The organism is Streptomyces rubiginosohelvolus (genome assembly GCF_014649875.1).
Lineage (GTDB): Bacteria > Actinomycetota > Actinomycetes > Streptomycetales > Streptomycetaceae > Streptomyces > Streptomyces rubiginosohelvolus.
Map to the genome: position 1 here is coordinate 48,832 of NZ_BMTW01000007.1, position 22,442 is coordinate 71,273.

Annotated in this window: 18 protein-coding genes and 1 riboswitch; of the genes, 5 read left to right on the forward strand and 13 right to left on the reverse strand. The window is 72.5% G+C overall.

Annotated elements, in window-relative coordinates:
• The first annotated feature begins 84 nt into the window (after positions 1-84).
• Complete coding sequence (locus tag IE134_RS17595; RefSeq protein ID WP_030722501.1) at positions 85-1,587, forward strand: PepSY-associated TM helix domain-containing protein; 1,503 nt, start codon at positions 85-87, stop codon at positions 1,585-1,587.
• 61 nt (positions 1,588-1,648) lie between these two features.
• On the opposite strand, the gene IE134_RS17600 is transcribed toward IE134_RS17595, so the two are convergent.
• The 3 genes from IE134_RS17600 to IE134_RS17610 all read right to left on the reverse strand — a co-directional run bounded on the left by IE134_RS17600 (position 1,649) and on the right by IE134_RS17610 (position 6,908).
• Entirely contained in the window at positions 1,649-2,431 is a 783-nt protein-coding gene (locus tag IE134_RS17600; RefSeq protein WP_030722497.1) for an SAM-dependent methyltransferase, read from the reverse strand.
• Positions 2,432-2,515: 84 nt separating this feature from the next.
• Positions 2,516-5,446 carry a DEAD/DEAH box helicase gene (locus tag IE134_RS17605; protein ID WP_229823638.1) on the reverse strand — a complete coding sequence of 977 codons (2,931 nt, stop codon included), beginning with the start codon at positions 5,444-5,446 and terminating at the stop codon, positions 2,516-2,518.
• A gap of 94 nt (positions 5,447-5,540) precedes the next feature.
• A complete protein-coding gene (locus tag IE134_RS17610; RefSeq protein ID WP_189431006.1) occupies positions 5,541-6,908 on the reverse strand; it encodes a C39 family peptidase in 1,368 nt (455 codons plus the stop codon).
• A gap of 212 nt (positions 6,909-7,120) precedes the next feature.
• On the opposite strand from IE134_RS17610, the gene IE134_RS17615 reads away from it, so the two are divergent.
• Both IE134_RS17615 and IE134_RS17620 read left to right on the forward strand, forming a co-directional pair.
• Positions 7,121-7,750, forward strand: coding sequence for a uridine kinase family protein (locus tag IE134_RS17615; protein ID WP_030722489.1), 630 nt, complete (start codon positions 7,121-7,123; stop codon positions 7,748-7,750).
• A gap of 359 nt (positions 7,751-8,109) precedes the next feature.
• Complete coding sequence (locus tag IE134_RS17620) at positions 8,110-10,008, forward strand: AAA family ATPase (protein ID WP_189431009.1); 1,899 nt, start codon at positions 8,110-8,112, stop codon at positions 10,006-10,008.
• Positions 10,009-10,073: 65 nt separating this feature from the next.
• Here IE134_RS17620 and IE134_RS17625 read toward each other — a convergent pair whose 3' ends face one another.
• The 10 genes from IE134_RS17625 to ribD form a co-directional block, all read right to left on the reverse strand.
• Positions 10,074-11,180, reverse strand: coding sequence for a hemolysin family protein (locus tag IE134_RS17625; RefSeq protein ID WP_030722481.1), 1,107 nt, complete (start codon positions 11,178-11,180; stop codon positions 10,074-10,076).
• On the reverse strand, positions 11,177-12,535 hold the full coding sequence (locus IE134_RS17630; RefSeq protein ID WP_030722478.1) for a hemolysin family protein: 1,359 nt from the start codon (positions 12,533-12,535) through the stop codon (positions 11,177-11,179). The genes IE134_RS17625 and IE134_RS17630 overlap by 4 nt, the downstream gene beginning before the upstream one ends.
• Before the next feature lie 191 nt (positions 12,536-12,726).
• Positions 12,727-13,194 carry a PH domain-containing protein gene (locus IE134_RS17635; protein WP_030722475.1) on the reverse strand — a complete coding sequence of 156 codons (468 nt, stop codon included), beginning with the start codon at positions 13,192-13,194 and terminating at the stop codon, positions 12,727-12,729.
• A gap of 38 nt (positions 13,195-13,232) precedes the next feature.
• Positions 13,233-14,081: an ATP phosphoribosyltransferase gene (gene hisG / locus IE134_RS17640; protein WP_006123138.1), complete on the reverse strand. Its 849-nt coding sequence runs from the start codon at positions 14,079-14,081 to the stop codon at positions 13,233-13,235.
• 50 nt (positions 14,082-14,131) lie between these two features.
• On the reverse strand, positions 14,132-14,404 hold the full coding sequence (locus IE134_RS17645) for a phosphoribosyl-ATP diphosphatase (RefSeq protein WP_003970410.1): 273 nt from the start codon (positions 14,402-14,404) through the stop codon (positions 14,132-14,134).
• Between the two features lie 35 nt (positions 14,405-14,439).
• Positions 14,440-14,925: a 6,7-dimethyl-8-ribityllumazine synthase gene (ribH, locus tag IE134_RS17650; RefSeq protein WP_003970409.1), complete on the reverse strand. Its 486-nt coding sequence runs from the start codon at positions 14,923-14,925 to the stop codon at positions 14,440-14,442.
• A 31-nt stretch (positions 14,926-14,956) separates the two neighbouring features.
• On the reverse strand, positions 14,957-16,255 hold the full coding sequence (locus IE134_RS17655; protein ID WP_030722468.1) for a bifunctional 3,4-dihydroxy-2-butanone-4-phosphate synthase/GTP cyclohydrolase II: 1,299 nt from the start codon (positions 16,253-16,255) through the stop codon (positions 14,957-14,959).
• Positions 16,252-16,896 carry a nicotinamide mononucleotide transporter family protein gene (locus IE134_RS17660; protein WP_030722465.1) on the reverse strand — a complete coding sequence of 215 codons (645 nt, stop codon included), beginning with the start codon at positions 16,894-16,896 and terminating at the stop codon, positions 16,252-16,254. The genes IE134_RS17655 and IE134_RS17660 overlap by 4 nt, the downstream gene beginning before the upstream one ends.
• On the reverse strand, positions 16,893-17,501 hold the full coding sequence (locus tag IE134_RS17665) for a riboflavin synthase (RefSeq protein WP_097986709.1): 609 nt from the start codon (positions 17,499-17,501) through the stop codon (positions 16,893-16,895). The genes IE134_RS17660 and IE134_RS17665 overlap by 4 nt, the downstream gene beginning before the upstream one ends.
• Positions 17,502-18,602: a bifunctional diaminohydroxyphosphoribosylaminopyrimidine deaminase/5-amino-6-(5-phosphoribosylamino)uracil reductase RibD gene (ribD, locus tag IE134_RS17670; protein ID WP_098017003.1), complete on the reverse strand. Its 1,101-nt coding sequence runs from the start codon at positions 18,600-18,602 to the stop codon at positions 17,502-17,504.
• A gap of 174 nt (positions 18,603-18,776) precedes the next feature.
• Positions 18,777-18,907: riboswitch (FMN riboswitch) on the reverse strand.
• A gap of 321 nt (positions 18,908-19,228) precedes the next feature.
• Here ribD and IE134_RS17675 point away from each other — a divergent pair.
• Both IE134_RS17675 and IE134_RS17680 read left to right on the forward strand, forming a co-directional pair.
• A complete protein-coding gene (locus IE134_RS17675; protein ID WP_189431012.1) occupies positions 19,229-21,583 on the forward strand; it encodes a chitinase C-terminal domain-containing protein in 2,355 nt (784 codons plus the stop codon).
• 111 nt (positions 21,584-21,694) lie between these two features.
• Complete coding sequence (locus IE134_RS17680) at positions 21,695-22,441, forward strand: SDR family oxidoreductase (RefSeq protein WP_189431015.1); 747 nt, start codon at positions 21,695-21,697, stop codon at positions 22,439-22,441.
• The last annotated feature ends 1 nt before the right edge of the window (position 22,442 follow it).

Here is a 22,442-nt window from a genome sequence, read left to right on the forward strand (position 1 = left end):
CGGAACCGCTCCGGCGTCCATGAGGCATGCGTGCGGGAGCCGTCGGGCGCGCGTCCGTCACCGTCCGCCCTCCGAGGAGCATCCGTGTCCCACAGAACCGAAGAAATACCGCAGAACGAGGAAGAGCAGAACGAGCAGGAAGGGAAGGCCCAGGATCCGGCCACCGGGAGACCGGGCGGCCCCGCGAAAGCCTCGTCCGGGCGGCCGCGCCCGGCCCGCTCCTGGGCGGAAGTGCGGCATCTCCTGGTCCGGCTGCACTTCTACGCCGGGGTGCTCGTCGCCCCCTTCCTGCTGGTGGCCGCGCTGACCGGGCTGGCCTACACGCTGACGCCCCAGCTCGACCGGCTCGTCTACGGCGACCAGCTCCGGGTCGACCGGGTCGGCGACGAGGTGCGCCCGCTGGCCGAGCAGATCGCCGCCGCGCGGGCCGCGTACCCCGAGGGCACCCTGGCGTCGGTGATCACCCCGCCGGGCCCCGAGGACACCACCCGGGTGGTGCTCGCGGTGCCGGAGCTGGGCGAGAACCAGCGCACGGTGTTCGTCGACCCGTACACCGCCGAGGTGCGGGGCGAGCTGACGACCTGGTTCGGGTCGACACCGCTCACCACCTGGCTCGACGACCTGCACCGCAATCTCCACCTCGGCGAGACCGGCCGCCTCTACTCCGAGGTCGCCGCGAGCTGGCTGTGGGTGGCCGTCGTGGGCGGCCTGGTGCTGTGGCTCGGCCGCGCCCGGGGCCTGCGCGCCAAATCCGCCCGGGGCGTGCTGCTCCCGGACCGTACGGCCAAGGGGGTACGGCGGACCCGCAGCTGGCACGCGGCCACCGGGGTGTGGCTGGCGCTGGGGCTGCTGTTCCTGAGCGCCACGGGCCTCACCTGGTCGAACTACGGCGGCGAGCGGTTCGGGCGGCTGCTGGACGCGGCGAACGGCAACGCCCCGGCCCTGGACACGGCGCTGCCGGGCGCCGATGCCCCTGGCGAGGACCACTCGGAGCACGCCGGGCACGGCGGTTCCGGCGGAGCGACCGCCGACGCCGATCCGGCGGACTTCGACGCGGCCCTGGCGGCGGCCCGGGGCGCGGGCCTCGGCGGGATCGTGGAGGTGACGCCCCCGGCGGACGCGGCGAGCGCGTGGGTCGTGGCGCAGACCGACAACACCTGGCCGGTGCACTACGACCGGGTGGCCGTGGACACGACGAGCGGCGAGATCACCTCGCGCACCCGCTGGGCCGACCACCCGGCCCTCAACAAGCTCAGCAAGCTGGGCGTGCAGGGCCACATGGGGGTGCTGTTCGGGGTCGTCAACCAGATCGTGCTGGCGCTGATCGCCCTCGGTCTGACCGCGGTGATCGTCTGGGGTTACCGCATGTGGTGGCAGCGGCGGCCCACCCGGGGCGACCGGCCCGCGCCGGTCGGCAAGGCCCCCGAGCGCGGGGCGTGGCGGCGGATCCCGCTGCCCGCCCTCGTCCTGGGCATCCCGGCCGTGGCGGCCCTGGGCTGGGCGCTGCCGGTCCTGGGGGTGACCCTGGCCGGGTTCCTGGTGGTCGACGCGGTGGTGGGGGCGGTGCGCCGACGACGTACCGCCTGACGGTGACGGGGTGAGGCTCCCGGGGCCGGCGGCGAGGAACGCCGGCCCCGGGAACGAGCCGTCACTTGCGGCCGACGCCCGCGTACATCGCGACGTCCGGTGTAGGCGTCGGAGCCCGCCACGCGGAGCACGACACCACCCCGGGCTCCAGCAGTTCCAGGCCGTCGAAGTAGCGCGCGACGGCGTCCGGGGTGCGCTGCGTGAGCTTCGGGGTGCCGTGCTCGTTCCAGAACGCCACCGCCTCGTCGACGTCCGGCATGTCGGGGTGCGTGACCGTGTGGGACAGGACGAGGTGGCTGCCGGGCGCGAGCGCGTCCATGAGCCGGCGAACGATCGCGTACGACTGCTCGTCGTCCTCGATGAAGATGACGACGCCGAGCAGCATCAGCGCCACCGGCTGCGAGAAGTCGAGCGTCTTCGCCGCCGCGGCCAGGATGTCGTCGACGTCCCGCAGATCGGCGTCCAGGTAGTCGATGCGCCCCTCGGGCGTCCCGACCAGCAGCGCCTGGGCGTGTGCCAGGACGAGCGGGTCGTTGTCCACGTACACGACCCGGGCGTCGGGGGCCACGCGCTGGGCCACCTCGTGGGTGTTGTCGGCGCTGGGCAGCCCCGTCCCGATGTCCAGGAACTGCGTGATGCCCTCCTGCTCGGCCAGATGGCGCACCGCCCGCCCCAGGAACAGCCGGTCCGCCTTCGCGTAAGCGCCGATCCCGGGGTGCAGCGCCCGGATCTCGTCACCCGCCGCCCGGTCGACCGGATAGTTGTCCTTGCCGCCGGTCCAGTAGTTCCAAATGCGGGCGGTGTGCGGCCGGGTGGTGTCGATGCGCGATTCTATGTCGGTCACGCGTTCAACCTAGCGCGCCCCTCTGGCAACTCCGTTACGCCGGGGGCGCTTTGCTCAGATCCGGTCCGGCCGCGGCCGCCCGGGTCAGGCGTGCAGCGCCGCGTACGTTCCGAGCCATCCCGACGCCAGCCGGTCGCCACGGGTGAAGACGGCCGCGCCCCGGCATCCGTCGCCCGCGCCGGCCGGGCCGGCGGGCGGCACGAGCAGTGTGGTCTCCTCGCCGTCGGCGATGTGCAGCGTCGTGGTCGCCCCGCTCCACAGGCGGATCGCCGCCCCAGGCGGGGCCCAGACGCGTACTTCTTCGCCCTGGAGGGCGAGGCGGGTTCCGGTGACCCGCTCCGCGAGGAGAGCGCGATAGCCGTCCCGGGAGATGGCGCAGTCGCCCGGCGGCGTCGTGCCGTTCCAGTCGGGCGCGTCGATGCCGCGGGCCCGGGCCGCCTTCCACATGCGGGGGACGAGGCCGGGCGCGAGCGGGGGCGTGGCCATGCGCTCGCACATCCAGAGGAGGCGTCCGGATCCTCGGCCGGCCCCGAGGGTGCGCCAGCGGATGCGCAGCGAGAGGTCGGCGGCGACGACGGCCACCCACGGGTGGACCGTACCGAGGGGGCCCTGCGCACCGAGCCAGGCCAGGTAGCGCTGGGCCTCCTCCAGGATGCCGGTCATGGAGTCCACGGGGATGCCCAGGACGTACGCGGGGCGGCCGCGGAAGAGGGCGGGCCGGTGGGCCGCGAGGAGCAGGACCGCGCGGGCGAGGTCTCCGGCCCGGGGCCGCTGCTCGTCCTCGGCCTGCGCCGGTGCCTCCGCGGGGGCCGGCCCCCAGGGGGCGTCCGGCTCGTCGGCCGCCCGTCCGGTCTCCCGCAGGGCCGCGCGCAGGGCCGCCTTCGCCCGCTCGGTGAACGGCGCCTGTTCGAGTACGGGCAGGCAGGTGCTGAGCAGGTCCGCGAGCAGGTTCTCGGCGGCGAGCGGGTCGTCGGGGACCGGGGCGTGCCGCAGTGCCGTCGCCAGGTCGTCGGCGAGCACGGCGTCGACCATGAAGCGGCTGGTCAGCCGGCCCAGCGCGCTGGGCTCCAGGCAGTCCTCGTCGGCAGCGGGCCGCAGACAGCCCACCGAGGCGAGGAACTTCGCCGCCTCGTGCAGCGGTTCGACGCTGTCGTGGCCCTGGTACGCGGCGAACGTCCCGGCCCACCAGCTCTCCGCCTCTTCGAGAGTCGCCAGCCGCTGCTGCACGGCCTCGGCGAGGAGATGGTCGGCCACGTGGTCGGCCAGGCGCGACCGCACGGTGTATCCGGCGGCCAGCCTGGCCTGCCAGTGGGCCCGCTCCGCCGGGTCGGTGAGCAGGAACGCCCAGCCCTCGCGCTCTCCGGCGCCGATACGCCCGGCGCGGCCGAACATCTGCTGGACCATCGACACCTCGACACGGTCCATGCCGAGGGTGGTGTCACTGACGATCACCGCGCGGGCGGGCAGATTGACGCCCGCCGCCACCGTGGAGGTGGCGACCAGGACATCCGCCTCGCGGGCCCGGAAGGCCTGTTCGGCCTCCCGCTTGTACGGCCAGTCCCGGTAGTGCAGCCGCACCCCGGCCCCGGTGCACAGCCGCTCCACGGCTTCGGCGTCGTCCGCGTCCACGCCGACGGTGGAGACGCCCCGGTCGGCGGCCAGCGCGAGCGCCGTCGACCGCACCCGGCGCTTGCTCCCGCAGAAGACGAGGACGCTGCCGCCGTCATCGGTGACCTGCCGGGCGATCCGCACGGCGGCGCCGGTACGGACAGCGGCCCGCGCCGCCCAGTCCGTCTCGTCGACCGGGTCCAGGAGGGGCAGCTGCCAGGTGAGCCGGGTCGCGCGCCAGGTCGTGCGGACCAGGCGGGCGCCCAGCCACCGGGCCACCTCCTCCGCGTTGGCGACCGTCGCGGACAGGCCGACGATGCGGGTGCCCGCGCTGTCCTCCCGGACGCGGGCGAGCAGCGCCTCCAGTACGGCTCCGCGCGTCGGGTCGCCGAGCAGATGGATCTCGTCCACCACCAGGCAGCCGACCTCCGCGAGGGCGTCCCGCAGCGAGCCCGCGCGGCAGATCGCCTCGAACTTCTCGGTCGTGGCCACCCAGACGTCGGCGGACCGGATCAGCTCCGTGTCCACCGCGGCCTCGCCGGTCAGGCGCACCACCCGCAGTCCACGGCTCCGCCAGAGCTGGAGCTCACGGTCGAGTTCGTCGGTGAGGGAGCGCTGCGGCACCAGCCAGGCCGCCTTGCGCCCGCGGGCGTACGCCTCCAGCGCCGCGACCATCCCGATCGGGGTCTTTCCCGCGCCCGTCGGCGCCACGACGACCAGATGCCCCTGGCCCTCCAGCACCACCGGGACGGCGGCGGCCTGGACCGGGTTGAACGACGGATGCGGCAGCAGCTCCGCCCAGTCCGCCGGCACCAGGGCGCCGACGGGCACGTAGGTGTCGGCGTCGCCCTCCGGCAGCTCCTCCAACCCGTCCCACTGGGCGGCGAAGGCGTCCCGGGCCGCGACCGCCCAGGGCCCCGCCGCAGGGGCCGCGCCCTGCGGACCGGCCGTGACCAACTCCGTACGACCGCCGGTGTCGTTCACCGTGCCGACCTGCTCGGCCTCTTCCCAGTAGCGGCTGACGCGGTACGGGACGTCACGCTCCTTCAGCCATCCCCGCAGCTCCTCGTACTCCGGGCCGTCGGGGAGGATCACCCGCGCGTCCTCGGCCGCCGCGAGCGCCGCTTCGGCCGGGCGCCACGCCGGGTCGGCGGCCTTCCACCAGGCCAGGGCGCGCGGCTCGGTCCCGTCCGGCACGGCCAGGTCCTGTGGCCATGCCGGACCACCGCCCGCGCGTGCCCCCGGCCCCGGCTGCGCCGGAACCCCGGCGATCGCGGTCACCGTGAGCCCCGGCCCGTCCGGGCAGGGGCCGAGCCGCACGGGGAACGCTCCCCCCTGCGTGGCTCTCCGCCGCTGCCCGGCCAGGTCGGTGACGGATTCCTGGACGCCTGCCTCGTCTCTGCGCATGCCCCGACTCTGGCATCCCCTGATCATCGCGGGCAGGCGGTTCGGGCGGTTTCCCTCTCCAGCGGCTCCGCGCGAGGTCACAGAAGACCGGAGGTCACAGCAGCCCGAGCGACCGCAGCACGCGTTGCCGGCTCGGCGCGGGCCGGTCGGGCCAGTACACGTAACACACCCCGCCCGTCCCGCTCATGACCTTCCCCTCCGCGTCGTACCGCTTGGTCCTGAGCCAGATGTTCTCGAACTCGCGCCGGCGGTAGACCCGGCGTACCGCGTCGTTGTCGGGTGACGCGGGGTCGTTCGCGATGACGTCGCCCTCGGGGGTGAAGCCGATGACCGTCATCAGGTGGCCCGACGTGCCGTACCCGGCGCCGGTCAGCTCTTCCTTCAGGAAGGACTGGGAGGTGATGACGGGGATTCCGGCGCGGACCAGCCGCTCCACGTCGGTGAGCGAGCCGAGCCGGGTGACGACGGCGTTCATGTCGCGGTACGTGGCGGCGTAGGCGGCGTTGAACGGCCAGTTGCCGCAGCCCCCGTACTGGTAGTCGTAGGTGTTGCGGGCGGCGTGGCAGACCTGGGGGTCGGGCAGGCCGGGCTTGACCCAGGCGAGGTCCTCCGCGGTGGGCTTGCGGCCCCAGTACTCGATGATCATCTGTGAGGAGGTGGGGCTGCACCACGCCTCGCCGCCGTTGTCGTACTCGGGGTACTGCCCGATGTGGATGTTCTGCGAGTAGCGGGGCACGGGCAGTTCGCGGGCCGGGCCGGGGGCGGTCTCGGGCACGGTGAAGCGGTCGGGCACGTCGGAGGCCATCGCGCCGACCCGCCACACGGTCGGCGTGAGGCGGCTGCCGGGGGCGCGGTACAGCGTCAGCCGCAGCCGGAAGGAGACCAGGCGTACGCCGCTCGCCGGGTCGTCGACCGAGAGGGTGTCCGTCCACACGGTGCTGCGCGGGTCGCCCTGGCCGTCGACGGAGGTACGCCGGATGTCGCCGTCGCCCGCCGCCCAGCGGCCCATCACGAACCAGGGGGTCGCCGTGCCGTCGGCGTACCGGCCGCTCAGCTCGACCTGGATCCAGGTGCCGGCCGGCGTACGGGCGTTCCAGGAGGCGATCACCTCGGTGGCCGGGACGGCGGAGCGGTGGACGGGCGAGGTCCAGGTGGCGTAGTCCCAGGCGGCCGTCTCCCCGGTGTGCGGGTCGGTGTGGTCGACGCGGCCGGCCGGGGTGGCGATCACCAGGCCGGGGCGGGCGCCGGGGAGGATCCGGGTGCCGTCGCCGGTGCCGCAGCGCCAGTCGGTGTAGGTGTGCCAGAAGCGGTTGTCCACGAGGGCCGCCGGGGGTGCGGAGGGGCCTGCGGGCGAGGACGGGGCGGCGGACGAGGGCGCGGCGGAGGCGGCCACCGTGCCGGCGGACGCCGCCGCGCCGAGCGCGGCGGTCAGAACGGTTCTGCGCGAAGTCGGACTGGTCATGGTCGTGACCCCCGGTCGGATGCGGAAGGTGGTCTGCGGATGCCGTGCGGTTCGGTGCGGTGGGGATGCCGTGCGGTTCGCCAACTATCCCGGCTCCGGGGCGGATCGGGCCAGCGGTTCGGCGGTCGCCGCCGAACCAATATGGGTCTGGACCACTGGCATGACCTGCGGCGGTTCCCCGGTGCCCGCGTGCCGGAACGTACCCTGGGGCCATGGACGACCTGGCCCGCCACGCCGATGACCTCGCCGCACTGCCCCCCTCCTGCGGACCGGTCCGGCTCGTCGCGGTCGACGGACACGCCGGTTCGGGCAAGAGCACCTTCGCCGCCCGCCTCGCGACGGCGCTGGGCGGTGCTCCGGTCCTCCATCTGGACGATCTCGCCACGCACGAGGAGCTGTTCGGCTGGACGGGGCGGCTGCGGGAACAGGTGCTCCTGCCGCTCTCGCGCGGCGAGCGCGCCCGCTATGCCCCGTACGACTGGACGGAGCGCCGCTTCGGGCCGGCGCGGGCCCTGGAGCCGGCCCCGGTGGTGCTGGTGGAGGGGGTCGGTGCGGGACGCCGGGAGGTGCGGCCGTGGCTGGCGGCGCTGTGCTGGATGGAGCTGGACCGGGAGACGTCCTGGGAGCGGGGTCGGCGCCGGGACGGGGCCGGGCTCACCGGGTTCTGGGACGGATGGACGCTCGCCGAGGAACGGCACTTCGCGGGCGACCCCTCCCGGCCGTACGCCGACGCGCTGGTACGCCAGTTGCCCGAGGGGTACGCGTGGCTGCCGGGGCCCCGGGCGACAGCGGGAGCGAACCGGAACGTCACATACCGTAGCCAGGGTGCCGCACCATACTGAGCAGTCGGAAATCAGCTCAGAAGAGCCTCAACTCCGCTTGACCGGCGGGCCTTACTGGTCTTACGTTCTCATTGTGCGGCTTTTCGGAGCCCCCGCAGACGCGAAGCCCCCGGTTGTTCCCCCGTGATCGGGGGCTTCGCTCTGTGCTCGCCGCACCGCTCCGGCGACTACACAGAGCGATCCACTCACCCTCGGTGACCACCCCTGAGGGTCGGCCGTTGCGCCGTCACTCCCCCTGTGCGCGGGTACGATGCACCTCGGTGTGGTCAATTCCCTTCCTCCACGCCGTGATTCAGCACGCTCAGGTGGGCATGCTGTGCGGGCGGGACATCCTGGGGGCACGGTTTGTGGGGGACCTGATGGACATCGGCACACAGGGCGCTGGAGCCCCCGCCGACCTCGCCTGGCTGCGTGGCCTGGACGCCTACACGATGGGCGCCTACCCGCAGGCCGAGGAGGAGTTCAGAGCCGCGGTGCGGTTCGATCCCGGCATGGCGGACGGCTGGCTCGGCCTCCACGCGCTGCGCATCGACACCACCACGGCCCTGTTACGCATGTACCGGCACCGCGACCGCTTCGGCGAGCAGCGCGCCCGCCACCGCCGTACGCTCAACTCCTGGTACTGGCTGGGCTGGTGGGTGCAGCCGGTGCTGGAGAGCCCGCGCGATCTGCTGCTGGCGCACGCCTCGCACTGGCTGGACGGACGCCATGTGCCCGAGCTGGACCGGGCGTTGGCCGGTCTGCCGCCGGTGGACACGGACCCGCAGGTGCGGTTCCTGCACGCCTGCCGCTCGTATCTGGTCAAGGACTGGGAGCAGTTGGTGCGCTGCACCGAGCAGCTCGTCGACGATCCGATGCTGGGCATCGAGGCGGGTCTGTTCGGCGGGATGGCCCGGGTGCGGCTGGAGATGTTCGGGCAGGCGGAGCCGCTGCTGTCGGCCGCGCTGATGCGCTGTCGCAGCGAGCAGCCGCAGCGCAAGGAGCTGCGGTACTGGCTGGCGCGGGCCCATGAGGGCACCGGCCGCAGCGCCGCCGCCCTGCCGCTGTACCGGGCGGTGCACCGGGTGGACCCGGCGTTCATGGACACCTCCGCCCGGCTGGCGGCGCTCGTGGAGGGCGACGGGTTCGACGAGTCGGCGGATCTGGCCGCCGTGTCCCTGACCGGTTCCGGGGGCGCGGGGGCGGAGGCCCAGCCGGAGGGCGACGCGCTGCTCGGCACCGATCTGGCGGACGGGCGCGAGTCCTGGCCGGTGAGCGAGGCGGGGCTGCTCGGCGACGATCCGCTCCCCGGTCCGCCCGTTCCCGTCGAGGGGGCCCGGCGCACCAGGACCCGCAAGCCGCCGCCCTTCCCGGCCGGGCCCAGCGATCCGGTCCTGCTGGCCGAGGCGCTGGCGCAGCTGGAGCGGATGGTCGGCCTGGAGCCGGTCAAGCGGCAGGTCAAGGCGCTGTCGGCGCAGTTGAACATGGCCCGGCTGCGGGCCGAGCAGGGGCTGCCCGTGCAGCCGCCGAAGCGCCACTTCGTCTTCTCCGGGCCCTCCGGCACCGGCAAGACCACGGTGGCCCGCATCCTGGGCCGGGTCTTCTACGCCCTCGGGCTGCTCGGCGGCGATCATCTGGTCGAGGCCCAGCGCTCGGATCTGGTCGGGGAGTTCCTGGGCCAGACGGCGGTGAAGGCGAACGAGCTGATCGACTCGGCGCTCGGCGGGGTGCTGTTCGTCGACGAGGCGTACAGCCTGGCCAACTCCGGTTACAGCAAGGGCGACGCGTACGGCGACGAGGCGTTGCAGGTGCTCCTCAAGCGGGCCGAGGACAACCGGGACCATCTCGTCGTCATCCTCGCGGGGTATCCGGAGGGCATGGACCGGCTGCTCGCCACCAACCCGGGGCTCTCCTCCCGGTTCACCACCCGGGTCGACTTCCCCAGCTACCGGCCGCTCGAACTCACCGCGATCGGCAGTGTCCTGGCCGCTGAGAACGACGACGTGTGGGACGAGGAGGCGGTGGACGAGCTGCGCTCCATCAGCGGCCATGTGGTGGACCAGGGGTGGATCGACGAGCTGGGCAACGGCCGTTTCCTGCGGACGCTGTACGAGAAGAGCTGCGCCTACCGTGATCTGCGGCTCTCCGGCTACGCGGGCGAGCTGACCCGGGAGGACCTGTCGACGCTGCGGCTGGCGGATCTGATGCAGGCCTACGGCGAAGTGCTGTCGGGGCGCGGTGCGGTGGGCCGGGGCAAGCAGGAGCCGGGCGCGGTGTGAGGGCCGGGCCGGGAGCGTTCGCTCCCGGCCCGGCCCTCACACCGGCTCAGCGCACGAAGGCCGTCTCAGTGCACCAGGGCCCCGGAAGGCGGCCGTCCCGGTGTCCCGGGGACGTCCACCGTACGGCGGGGCACGGACACCACCCGGTGGGCCGGGTCGCGTACCTCCCCCACCAGCGTCTCCAGCACGTCCTCCATCGCGACCAGGCCGAGGACCCGGCCCGATCCGTCGGCGACCTGGGCCAGGTGCGTCGCGGCGCGGCGCATCACGGTCAGGGCGTCGTCCAGCGGGAGTTCGGCCCGTACGGTCGCCATCGGACGCCAGATCTGCTGCGGGACCGCGCGGTCGGCGTCCTCCAGCTCCAGGACGTCCTTGACGTGGAGGTAGCCCATGAAGGGGCCGCCGCCCTCAGCGCAGACCGGGAAGCGGGAGAAGCCGGTGCGTACCGTCAGCTCCTCGATCCGGCGCGGGGTCACCGACGGGTCGACGGTGACCAGGGACGCCCGCTCCAGCAGGACGTCCGCGACGGGCCTGCTGCCCAGTTCGAGGGCGTCCTCCAGGCGCGTCGCCGCCTCCGGTCCGAGGAGGCCGGCCTGTCCGGAGTCCTCGACCAGCCGGTTGAGCTGCTGACTGGTGAAGACGGCCTCCACCTCGTCCTTCGGCTCGACGCCGAAGAGCCGCAGCACCAGACCGGCGCAGGCGCCGAGCGCGGTGGTGACCGGGCGGCAGAGCCGGGCGAAGGCGACCAGGCCGGGGCTCAGCCACAGCGCGGTCCGCTCGGGCGCCGCCATCGCGAGGTTCTTCGGGACCATCTCGCCGATGACCAGGTGCAGGACGACCACGGACAGCAGCGCGAGGGCGAAGCCGAGGGGGTGGACGAGCCCGTCGGGGACGTGCGCCGCGTGGAAGACCGGCTCCAGGAGGTGGGCGACGGTCGGCTCGGCGACGGCTCCGAGGGTGAGCGAGCAGACGGTGATGCCGAACTGGGCGGCGGCCATCATCTGCGGCAGGTTCTCCAGGCCGTGCAGGACGGTGCGGGCCCGGCCGGACCCCTTCGCGGCCAGCGGTTCGATCTGGCTGCGGCGGACCGAGACAAGGGCGAACTCCGCGCCGACGAAGAAGCCGTTCGCCAGCACGAGGAGGGCGGCGAGGAGGAGTTGGAGCAGGCTCATCGCGCGGCCTCCAGCAGCCCCGGTGCGGCCGGTTCCGGCAGCGGGTCGCCCGTCCGGGTGAACCGGACGCGTTCGGCGCGGTTGTGGCCGACCTGGCGGACGGTGATCCGCCAGCCGGGGAGTTCGGCCCGGTCGCCGGGGGCGGGGATGCGGCCGAGGAGTTCCGCGACGAGCCCGGCGACGGTCTCGTACGGTCCGTCGGGGACGTCCAGGCCGCTGCGGCGCAGGGTGTGGACCCGGCAGCTGCCCTCGGCGTCCCACGCGGGGCGGCCGTCCTCGGCGGTGGCGGCGGTCAGCTCGGGGCGGCCGTCCCCTTCGGCGTCGTGCTCGTCGCGGACCTCGCCGACGAGCTCCTCGATGATGTCCTCCAGCGTGACGACACCGGCGGTGCCGCCGTACTCGTCGACGACCACGGCTATCGGCTGTTCGTGGCGCAGCCGCCGCAGCAGGTGTTCCACCGGCAGGGTGCCGGGCACCAGGAGCGGGGCGACGGCGATCCGGCCGGCCGGGGTGCGCAGGCGCTCGTGGGCGGGGACGGCGAGGGCGTCCTTGAGGTGGACCATGCCGATGACCTCGTCGATGCGGTCCCGGTAGACCGGGAAGCGGGAGAGGCCGGTGGCGCGGGTGAGGTTGAGGACGTCCTCGGCGGTGGCGGAGGAGTGCAGGGCGCTGACCTTCACCCGGGGGGTCATGACGTGCTGGGCGGTGAGTCCGGCCAGCGAGAGGGTCCGGACGAAGAGGTCGGCGGTGTCCTGTTCCAGGGCCCCGGCCTCGGCGGAGTGCCGGGCGAGGGAGACCAGTTCGCCCGGGGTGCGGGCGGAGGCCAGTTCGTCGGTGGGCTCGACCCCGAAGAGGCGGACCAGCCGGTTGGCCAGGGCGTTGAGGAGGGTGATGGCCGGTCGCAGGAGGGCCGCGAAGCGGGCCTGCGGTCCGGCGACGAAGCGGGCCACCTGGAGCGGCCGGGAGACCGCCCAGTTCTTCGGCACGAGTTCACCGACGATCATCTGGACGGCGGAGGCCAGCAGCATCCCGACGGCGACCGCGACACCGGAGACGGCCCCCGCGGGCAGTCCGGTGGCCGTGAGCGGTCCGGCGAGCAGCTGGGCGAGGGCCGGTTCGGCGAGCATGCCCACCACCAGGGAGGTGATGGTGATGCCGAGCTGGGTGCCGGAGAGCTGGAAGGAGAGTTCGCGCAGGGCGCGGACGACGGTACGGGCCCGTCGGTCGCCCTCGGCGGCGGCTCGTTCGGCGTCCGGCCGGTCCACGGTGACGAGCCCGAATTCGGCTGCCACGAAGAAGCCGTTGGCGAGGATGAGGAGGAAGGCCGCCGCGAGGAGCAGCAGGGGGGTGGTCATGAGGCCGCCGCCTCCGAGGAAGGGGCGGCGCAGGTACTACCGGACGATCCGTCCATTGCTGGAGGGAGTCACTCCTTGGGTCGCAGGAAGAACCCCGCGGGCCCGGTGGGGCCGTGGTACGGGCGGGGCGGGGCGCACGGGGCGCCGCCGCCCACCAGAGTAGACAAGAAGGCCCCGTGCCGGGCAGCGGCTCAGCCGCCGGCGGGAGTGTCGTCGCCGCCGCCGCGCGCCTCGGCGAGGGAGCGCAGGGCGCGGGCGTCGCGGATGGCCTGCTCCTTGGCCAGACCGGGCTGGATGCCGAGGGCGGGCAGGCTGGTGCCGTCGCTGAGGTCGAGGAAGACCCAGGGGTCGCCGGAGCGCAGGTTGACGCGGAGGATCTCCTCCCAGGCCAGCCTGCGGGTCCGGGTGAGGTTGACGACGGTGACCCCGGTGTCGTCGGCGGCGACCCGGGGCCTGCTGAGCAGGGCCAGGACGCCGAAGAACAGCGCGGCGACGAAGACGAAGCTGGCCCGCTCCCCCGGGTTGAGCCGCTCCAGCATCAGCGCGACGACGGTGATGACGAGGAACATCGCCAGGCCCACGCTCAGCAGGACCACCCGGGTGAGGGTGGGCCGGAAGGTGACCGGCAGGGTGGGGAGTTCGGGCCTGGGCGCGGACATCGGGGTCTTCTCTCGGGAGGTGCGGGCGGCCGGGGCCGTCAGAGGCGGCAGGCGTGGATGGCCGTGGTGAGGATGGCGCGGGCGCCGAGCTCGTACAGGTCGTCCATGATCCGCTGGGCCTCCTTGGCGGCGACCATGGAGCGGACGGCGACCCAGCCCTCGTGGTGCAGCGGGGAGATGGTCGGCGACTCCAGGCCCGGGGTGAGGGCGACGGCGCGCTCCAGGTGCTCGACGCGGCAGTCGTAGTCCATCATCACGTAGGACCGGGCGACCAGGACGCCCTGGAGGCGGCGGAGGAACTGCTGCACCTTGGGGTCGTCGGCGGGGGCGCCGGTGCGGCGGATCACCACGGCTTCCGACTTCATGATCGGCTCGCCGATGATCTCCAGGCCCGCGTTGCGCATGCTGGTGCCGGTCTCGACGACGTCGGCGATGATCTGGGCGACGCCGAGCTCGATGGCGGTCTCGACGGCGCCGTCGAGGTGCACGACGGAGGCGTCGACGCCCTCGTCGGCCAGGTGCTTGGCGACGATGCCCTCGTAGGACGTGGCGATCGTCATGCCGGTGAAGTCCTTGGGGCCGGTGGCCGTGCCGGGCTTCGTGGCGTAGCGGAAGGTGGAGCGGGCGAAGCCGAGCTGGAGGATCTCCTCGGCGTCCGCCCCCGAGTCCAGCAGCAGGTCGCGTCCGGTGATGCCGATGTCCAGCTTGCCGGAACTGACGTAGATCGCGATGTCGCGCGGCCGCAGGTAGAAGAACTCGACCTCGTTCGTCGGGTCGACGAGGACCAGTTCCTTCGACTCCTTGCGCTGCCGGTAGCCCGCCTCATGGAGCATCGCCATCGCAGGCCCGGAGATTGCACCCTTGTTGGGGACGGCGATGCGCAGCATGAGGTCAGGTTTCCTTTGTGCGAAGGGGTTGTGGGACGGGCGGGGTGTGCTCAGAGATGGGCGTAGACGTCGTCGAGCGAGATCCCGCGGGCGACCATCATCACCTGGACGTGGTACAGCAGCTGGGAGATCTCCTCGGCGGCGGCTTCCTTGCCCTCGTACTCGGCGGCCATCCAGACCTCGGCGGCCTCCTCGACGACCTTCTTGCCGATGGCATGGACGCCCTTGTCCACCAGTTCGGCGGTGCGGGAGGTCGCGGGGTCGCCCTCGGCGGCCTTGAGCTGGAGCTCGGTGAAGAGCTCTTCGAAGGTTTTGTTGGCCATGATGGTCCTCAGAATACGGGGTCGCCGGGGCGCACTCAGCGCCAGGGTTCGCTGACGGTCCGCAGCGTGGCCGCGGTGGCGACGGCCGCGGTGACCGCTTCGTGCCCCTTGTCCTCGTTGGACCCTTCGAGGCCGGCCCGGTCGAGCGCCTGCTCCTCGGTGTCGCAGGTCAGTACGCCGAAGCCGACGGGAACACCGGTGTCCACGGTGACCTGGGTGAGGCCGAGGGTGACGCCCTGGGAGACGTACTCGAAGTGTGGGGTGCCGCCGCGGATGACCACGCCGAGGGCGACGATCGCGTCGTAGCCGCGTCCGGCGAGCACCTTGGCGACGACGGGCAGCTCGAAGGAGCCGGGGACCCGGAGCAGGGTCGGCTCGTCGATGCCCAGCTCGTGCAGGGCGCGCAGCGCGCCGTCGACGAGTCCGTCCATGACCTTCTCGTGCCACTGGGCCGCGATCACGGCCACGCGCAGGTCGCCGCAGTTGCGTACGGACAGTTCGGGTGCACCCTTGCCGCTCATGTTTCTCCTGTTGCTGGTGACGAGGTGTTCGTTACTGGTTGGCGCAGGTCGACGCCGGGGTTCCGTCGAGCCACGGCAGATCGTGGCCCATACGGTCGCGCTTGGTGCGCAGGTAGCGCAGATTGTGCTCGCCCGCCTGGACGGGCATGGGCTCGCGGCCGGTGACGGCGAGTCCGTGGCGGACGACGGCCGCGGTCTTCTCGGGGTTGTTGGTCATCAGCCGCAGGCTGGTGACGCCGAGGTCCTTGAGGATCCGGGCGCCCGCCGCGTAGTCGCGGGCGTCGGCGGGCAGGCCGAGCTCCAGGTTGGCGTCGAGGGTGTCGACGCCGCGCTCCTGGAGTTCGTACGCGCGGAGCTTGGAGAGCAGGCCGATGCCGCGTCCCTCGTGGCCGCGGAGGTAGACGACGACGCCCCGGCCCGCTTCCGTGATGCGCCGCATGGAGGCGTGCAACTGGGGGCCGCAGTCGCAGCGCTGGGACTGGAAGATGTCGCCGGTCAGGCACTCGGAGTGGATGCGGACGAGGACGTCCTCGCCGTCGCCGATGTCGCCGTGGACCAGGGCGACGTGCTCGACGCCGTCGGCGATGGAGCGGTAGCCGTACGCGGTGAAGTCGCCGAACGCGGTGGGCAGCCGGGTCTGCGCCTCGCGGCGGACGGTCGGCTCGTTGCTGCGGCGGTAGGCGATCAGGTCCTCGATGGAGATGATCGTCAGGCCGTGCTTGCGGGCGAAGGGGACCAGCTCGGGCAGCCGGAGCATCACCCCGTCCTCGCCTGCGATCTCGACGATGGCCCCGGCGGGGCGCAGTCCGGCGAGCCGGGCGAGGTCGACGGCGGCCTCGGTGTGGCCGTTGCGGACGAGGACGCCGCCGGAGCGGGCGCGCAGCGGGAAGATGTGGCCGGGCCGGACGAAGTCGCCGGGTCCCGCGACGCCGCCCGCGAGCATCCGCAGGGTGGTGGCGCGGTCGGCGGCGGAGATGCCCGTGGTGACGCCGTGGGCGGCGGAGGCGTCGACGGAGACCGTGAAGGCGGTCTGCATCGACTCGGTGTTGTCCTCGACCATCTGCGGGAGTTCGAGGCGTTCCAGCTCGTCGCTCTCCATGGGCGCGCAGATCAGGCCGCGGCACTCGCTCATCATGAAGGCGACGATCTCGGGGGTGGCCTTCTCGGCGGCGATGACGAGGTCGCCCTCGTTCTCGCGGTCCTCGTCGTCCACGACGACGACGGGCCGGCCGGCGGCGATGTCACGGATGGCCTGCTCGACCGGGTCCAGGGAGAGGTTCTCGGGGAGCGGGTCGTGGTCGGGGTGCAGCCAGGTGGGCTGAGCAGTCATGCCGTGGCTCCTTCCAGAGCGGGTGTCCGCGTACGCAGCCACCAGTCGCGCATGCCCCACAGGACGAGGGCGCCGTAGATGATGTAGACGAAGCCGGAGAAGGCGAAGCCGTTGGCGAAGTTCAGCGGGACGCCGACCAGGTCGACCAGCAGCCAGGCGAACCAGAACTCGACCATGCCCTTGGCCTGGGCGTACATCGCGACGACGGTGCCGACGAAGATGTACGCGTCCGGCCACGGGTCCCAGGAGAGCGACGGGAAGGCGGTGAACAGGCCGCCCACGGCGAGGGTGCCGATGGCGGCGGCGCCGATCAGCACGCCGCGCTCGCGCCAGGTGGCGAAGCGGACGGCGATGGAGCCGTCCTGGGCCTGCTGCCTGCCCCGGTTCCAGGACCACCAGCCCCACAGGGCGACGACGATGACGACCAGCTGCTTGCCCGCGCTGCCGGAGAGGTGTGCGGAGGCGAAGGCGACCAGGAGGATGGCGCCGGAGAGCAGTTGGGCGGGCCAGGTCCAGATGGAGCGCCGCCAGCCGAGGGCCAGGGCGATCAGGCCGATGATGTTGCCGATCATGTCCGACCACTTGATGTGCTGGCCGAACACGGTGAAGGCCTCGGAGTTGAGCCAGGACGCGGCGTTCATCGCGGGTCCTGTCCGGCCCGGTCGCCGAGCATCCGCTCGACGTACTTGGCGATGACGTCCACTTCCAGGTTGACCGGGTCACCGGGCTGCTTGTGGCCGAGCGTGGTCAGGGCGAGGGTGGTGGGGATGAGGCTGATGGTGAAGAAGTCGGCCGCCGCGTCCACCACGGTCAGGCTGACGCCGTCGACGGTGATGGAGCCCTTCTCCACGACGTACCGGGTCAGCTCGGGCGGCAGGGAGACCTTGACGATCTCCCAGTGCTCGGAGGGGGTGCGCTCCAGGATGGTGCCGGTGCCGTCCACATGGCCCTGGACGAGGTGTCCGCCGAGCCGGCCGCCGAGCGCCATCGGGCGCTCCAGGTTGACCCGGGAGCCGGGGGCGAGCGCGCCGAGGCTGGAGCGCTTCAGCGTCTCGGCCATCACGTCGGCGGTGAACTCACCGTCGCCGGTGTCCACGACGGTGAGGCAGACGCCGTTCACCGCGATGGAGTCGCCGTGCTTCGCGCCCTCGGTGACGAGGGGGCCGCGCAGCCGGAAGCGGGAGGCGTCGGCCAGCTGCTCGACGGCGGTGACCTCACCCAGTTCTTCGACAATTCCGGTGAACACTCAGTTTCCCTTCCGAGCAGGGGCGGGGACGGCGGTGACCCGCAGATCGGGGCCGATCGGCACGGTCTCGGTCACATCGAGGCGCAACGCCTGGGAGATGGTGGAGATTCCGGCGTCGGCGAGGGCGGCGGGGCCCGCGCCGAGCAGGACCGGGGCGAGATAGCCGACGACCTTGTCGACCTTTCCGGCGGCGACGAAGGCGCCCGCGAGGGTGGGGCCGCCTTCGAGGAGTACGGAGCGGACGCCCCGGGTGTGCAGGGCTTCGAGGAGGGCGTCGAGGTCGAGGCCGGGGCCGGTGGCGGCGCGGGGCAGCCGCAGGACGGCGGCCTCGGGGAGGTGACCGGCCTGGGCGTCGTCGGCGACGGCGACCAGGGTGGGCGCGGTGGCGTCCAGGACCCGGGCGCCGGGCTTCACGGCGGTGGCGTTCGTGTCGACGACGACCCGCAGCGGCTGGGTGGCGCCGTCGATGCCGCGTACGCCCAGCTGGGGGTCGTCGGTGCGGGCGGTGCCGGAGCCGACGAGCACGGCGTCGGCCTCGGCGCGCAGCCGGTGCACGTCGGCGCGGGCCTGGGACGAGGTGATCCAGCGGCTGGTGGCGTCGGCGGCGGCGATGCGGCCGTCGAGGGTCGCGGCGTACTTCCACAGGACGTACGGCCGCCCGAGGCGCACCGAGGTCAGCCAGGCGGCGTTGCCCGCCTCGGCCTCGTCGGTGAGGAGTCCCTGCTCCACCTGGACACCGGCCGCGCGCAGGGTGTCGGCGCCGCCCGTGGCCTGCGGGTTCGGGTCGCCGACCGCGTACACGACACGGCTGATCCCGGCGTCGAGGAGTGCCTGGGCGCAGGGGCCGGTGCGGCCGGTGTGGTTACAGGGTTCGAGGGTGACGTAGGCGGTGCCGCCGCGGGCCCGGTCGCCGGCCGCGCGCAGGGCGTGGACCTCGGCGTGCGGCCCTCCGGCGCGCTGATGGAAGCCTTCACCGGCCACGGCTCCGGCGGCGTCGGTGATCACACATCCGACGACCGGATTGGGGCTGGTGGAGCCGAGACCGCGGGGGGCGAGCGCGATCGCTCGGCGCATGGCGGTGATGTCGGCTGCGGTGTCCACCGGGTCCTCCTGCCTCTTCGGGCACGGACTCCGGGGCCTGTCGATGACGACAGAGAAAGCGGATCACCAGCGAGAACGCCGCGAACCCGAGGACGGGAAACGCCAGGAACGCATGGCGTCCCGGGAGATTCCCGGCCATGCGCCCGCCGACGGCGGCGTACCGATGACAAACCGCCGCGCACTGCCTCCCATCCGGACTTTAACCGTCGGTCCAGGAATTTCACCTGGTCAACCGGCCGCTGGCTGCGGACGGGTCGCGGACTGTAACCGCCGGTTCGGAATTGCACCGACCCCGGAGTGCGCTGCTACTGGTACGGAACCAGTCTGCCACGGACGTCTCTCGGCCATGCAGGTGAGCACTGTGGGCTGGGTCACAGGATTCGCGGATCGCGTCACGCCGCGTCACGGAAAGCGTGGCGCGTTCCCGTCGGGACGAACGCGACAACGTAGTCATTCACGAAGTTGAGCCTTAAAGGTCCATACCTATTGACGCACTGGTCTAGTCCTCTTAATCTCTGCGTCACCTCCGAGGTTCGGTCCCACGGTGGGCGCACACCGGGACCCCGACAGACCCACCCCCTTTTCGCCAGTTGTGTTCTGCCGACCTCCCCAGGAGGAACGACCACATGCTGTCCCCCACCCGAGCGAGAGCCACGCTCCTCGCCGCCGGCGCCGCCGTCGCCGGGCTGCTGCTGAGTTCGCTCGCCGCAGGCCCCTCGGCCGCCGCCGACCAGAACTCCTGTCGCCCCGACGGGCTTTACCAGACCCCCGGCGTCAACGTCCCGTACTGCTCCGTCTACGACGCCGACGGACGCGAGAAGATGGGCGCCGACCACCAGCGGCGCGTCATCGGCTACTTCACCAACTGGCGTACCGGCAAGGACGGCAAGGACGCCTACCTCGTCCCGGACATCCCGTGGGACAAGGTCACGCACCTCAACTACGCCTTCGCGCACGTCGACGGCTCCAACAAGCTCTCGGTCGGCCCGGACAGCGCCGACAACGCCTCCACCGGAATGACCTGGCCCGGTGTCGCAGGCGCGGAGATGGACCCGACGCTCCCCTACAAGGGGCACTTCAACCTGCTGACGAAGTACAAGAAGCAGCACCCGAACGTGAAGACCCTGGTCTCCGTGGGCGGTTGGGCCGAGACCGGCGGCTACTTCGGCCCCGACGGCAAGCGCGTCGACTCGGGCGGCTTCTACTCGATGGCGACCAACGCCGACGGCTCGGTCAACCAGGCGGGCATCAACACCTTCGCCGACTCGGCCGTCTCCTTCATCAAGAAGTACGGCTTCAACGGCGTCGACATCGACTACGAGTACGCCACCACGATGAAGGACGCGGGCAACCCGCTGGACCACACGCTGGCCAACGGCCGCCGCGCGGGCCTGGTCAAGGGTTACGACGCCCTGATGAAGACGCTGCGCGAGAAGCTCGACCGCGCGGGCGAGGCCGACGGCAAGCACTACCTGCTGACCGTCGCCGCCCCCTCCTCCGGCTATCTGCTGCGGGGCATGGAGACGTACCAGATGCAGAAGTACCTGGACTACGTCAACATCATGTCCTACGACCTGCACGGCGCCTGGAACGAGTACGTCGGGCCCAACGCCTCGCTGTTCGACGACGGCAAGGACAACGAGCTGGCGCAGGCGGGCGTCTACACCACCTCGCAGTACGGCGGCCTCGGCTACCTCAACACCGACTGGGCCTACCACTACTTCCGCGGCTCGATGCCGGCCGGCCGCATCAACATCGGCCTGCCGTACTACACCCGCGGCTTCAAGAACGTGCAGGGCGGCACCGACGGCCTGTGGGGCAAGGCGGCCACGACCGACTGCCCGGCCGGCGCGGGGCTGACCAAGTGCGGTGACGGCGCGGTCGGCATCGACAACCTGTGGCACGACAAGGACACCAACGGCAAGGAATCGCCCGCCGGTTCCAACCCGATGTGGCACGCGAAGAACCTGGAGAAGGGCATCGTCGGGGATTACGTCACCGACTACGGCTTCCCCGCGAACACCAAGCTGACCGGCACGTACGCCCGTAAGTACGACTCCACGCTGGTCGCGCCGTGGCTGTGGAACGCCGAGAAGAAGGTGTTCCTCTCCACCGAGGACGAGCAGTCGGTGAAGGCCAAGGCCGACTACGTCGTGGACAAGGGCATCGGCGGCACGATGATCTGGGAGCTGGCGGGCGACTACCAGTGGAACGCGGCGAAGGGCCAGTACGAGACGGGCTCCACGCTGACGACCGCGATGTACGACGCGTTCAAGTCGGCCACCCCGTACGGCGCGAAGCGCGCCACGACCGCCCTGCCGGCCGAGGCGCTCAACATCGACGTCTCCTTCGGGCAGTTCCCGCTGGGCGACTCCAACTACCCGATCAGCCCCAAGCTGAAGATCACCAACCGGACCCAGGCCACGCTGCCCGGCGGTACGGAGTTCCAGTTCGACTACTCCACCTCCGCCCCGGCCAACGCCAAGGACCAGTCCGGCTTCGGCACGACGATCATCCGCAGCGACCACACGGCGGCCAACAACATCGGCGGCCTGAAGGGCGACTACAACCGCGTCTCGCTGAAGCTCCCGGCCTGGCAGAGCCTGGCCCCCGGCGCCTCGGTCGAGCTGGACTTCGTCTACTACCTGCCCACCTCCACCCCGTCGAACTGGACCGTGACCTTCGGCGGGAAGTCCTACTCCCTCGCCGGTGACCTGGCCCGCGGCACCACGGTGGTCGAGCCCGGCACCGGGACCAACCCGACGCCGACCCCGACCCCGACCGGCCCGACGCCCACCCCGACCCCGACGCAGCCGGGCGGCAGTTGCACGGCCCCGGCGTGGAACGCGGCCACCGAGTACGGCGGCGGCTCCACCGTCAGCCAGGACGGCCGTCAGTGGAAGGCGTCCTGGTGGACGAAGGGCGAGAAGCCCGGCACCACCGGTGAGTGGGGCGTCTGGAAGGACCTCGGCGCCTGCTGATCCTTCCCGTAGCGTCCGGCCCGGCGTGAGCGGCTCTTCCCGCTCACGCCGGGCCCTGCGGTTCTCCTCCGGTCGCCGCCGGGCCGGACCGCGCTCTGGCAGGCTGGCCCCATGACGACGATTCTGGTCACCGGCGCCACCGGAACCCTCGGCCGGCAGGTCGCAGAGCGGCTCCGCACGGAAGGGGCCGACGTCCGGGGGCTCAGCCGCCGCTCCCCCTCGTACGCCGTCGATCTGCGCGACGGCCAGGGCCTGGACGCGGCGGTCGAGGACGCGGACGTGATCGTCCACTGTGCCTCCACCCCGCGCGGCGGCGACGACCGGGCGGCCGGCTTCCTCATCAACGCGGCAAAGCGGGCCGGGACGCCGCACCTCGTCTACATCTCGATCGTGGGCGTGGACCGGCTGCCACTGGGCTACTACACGGTCAAGCACAGGGTCGAGCGGATGATCGAGGACTCCGGGCTCGGCGCGACGATCCTGCGGACCACGCAGTTCCACGACCTGGCCCTGCGCATCCTGTCCGGCGCGGCCAGGCTGCCCGTCCTGCCGGTGCCCGCCGGGGTGTCGCTCCAGCCCGTCGACAGCGGCGAGGTCGCCGGCCGGCTGGCCGCCCTGGCGCTCGCCGGACCGGCGGGCCGGGTGCCCGACCTGGGCGGCCCCGAGGTCCGTACGCTGACCGACCTCGCCGGGGCGTACCTGCGAGCCACCGGGCGCAGGCGGCGGGTGGTGCCGGTCCGGCTGGCGGGCCAGGCGTACGCGGGCTACCGGCGCGGTGACCATCTGGCACCCGAACACGCCGGGGGAACCGTGACGTTCGAGGAGTTCCTCGACCGCCGCCACCGGCACCCGGCCTGAG